Consider the following 1,495-nt stretch of genomic DNA (forward strand, 5'->3'; position numbering starts at 1 on the left):
TATCATTCGAAAATGATAATGTCTTAGCTAGGTCGAATGTGAAAATGTCCCGTCTGGTAAACTAGAAAGATGAGGAAAATAGAACTAACTATGATAGAGTCAAAGAAATACCTAGTCATCAAAGCTGTTTGTGAGGGGAAAAAGCAGAAAAACAGGGCTTGTGTAGAATTAGGGTTAAGCAAGAGGCAGGTGAACCGATTGATACTAGCCTATCGAGAAAAAGGAAAGGCAGCTTTCGTTCATGGTAATCGATCAAAAAGACCAACTCATGCCATGTCTTTAGAAACAAAGAGAAGGATTATCGAGAAATATCAAAGTTACGGGGATTTAAGACCAAATGTTGTTCATTTCTGCGAACTACTAGCGGAAGAAGAAAACATCGCCTATTCAGATACAACTGTTAGAAAACTACTCTACCAAGCAGGGTTTCTATCTCCAAAGACACAACGAGCAACAAAAAGACGATTGAAACAAGAAGCCAAACAAAAGAAAAGGGAGGCAGAAAAAAAAGGAGCCAAACTCCCAACTGCTTCCAACTTCTTTGAAGAACCTGACAAAGCTCATCCCAGCCGAGCAAGAAAGAAATTCAAAGGGGAACTCATTCAAATGGATGCCAGTCAATTCCCTTGGTTTGGACAACAAGAAACACATCTTCATGTCGCTATTGACGATGCTTCCGGTGATATTGTCGGGGCTTACTTTGATACTCAGGAGACGCTAAACGGGTATTATCATGTCTTAGAACAGATTCTAGAGGGATATGGTATCCCTTTCCAGCTCCTTACTGATAAAAGGACTGTATTCACGTATGCTTCCAGTCAGTCTAAAAAAATGGAGGAAGATACCTTTACACAATTTGGATACGCTTGTCATCAGCTTGGTATTGCCATTGAAACGTCTTCTATCCCTCAAGCTAAAGGGCGTGTCGAACGTCTTAATCAGACCCTTCAATCACGTCTACCAATTGATTTACAAAGAAATCAAATTACCAGCATCTCTCAAGCGAATCGTTATCTTAAGAGATGGATTAAACGATTTAACAAGCAATTTGGTGGACTAGCTAGTGAGTCTGTTTTTGAGAAAGCACCTAAACCAGCCCAGCGAAACCTATTGTTAGCGAGAGTCTCTGAAAGAGTGATTGATAGCGGGCATCACATTCGATATCAAAACAATTTCTACTTGCCCGTCGAAGGGGATAAAGAAATCTATTTTTCACGTAAGACAAAGGCACTTGTGATTGAGGCATTCGATGGAGACATCTACCTTAATATCGCAGACACTATTTATGCCACTAGAAAGTTACCAAAACACGAGAAGCACTCCAAAGAATTCGAAATGGTGCTTAAAACTAAAAAAGAAAGACGCAAGTATATTCCACCACAATCCCATCCGTGGAAACTTGCATCTTTCAAGCAATACCTTCATAAAATCGGAAAATCTTATGAAGAATTCAAACATGAGAGGAATACCTCTCAACCACTATTATAACCAATTT

The 1,495-nt window shown here is 39.5% G+C and carries 1 protein-coding gene; it reads left to right on the forward strand.

Annotated features, from left to right (window positions below; genetic code table 11):
- The first annotated feature begins 90 nt into the window (after positions 1-90).
- Positions 91-1,488: an ISNCY family transposase gene (locus tag AC4HAI_RS08945; RefSeq protein WP_491079754.1), complete on the forward strand. Its 1,398-nt coding sequence runs from the start codon at positions 91-93 to the stop codon at positions 1,486-1,488.
- The last annotated feature ends 7 nt before the right edge of the window (positions 1,489-1,495 follow it).

This window comes from Streptococcus sp. ALY_208 (assembly GCF_058314295.1).

Bases quoted from the DNA above. Each gene is read 5' to 3' on its own strand.
- AC4HAI_RS08945 (WP_491079754.1), top strand. From the start codon at position 91: ATGATAGAGTCAAAGAAATACCTAGTCATCAAAGCTGTTTGTGAGGGG.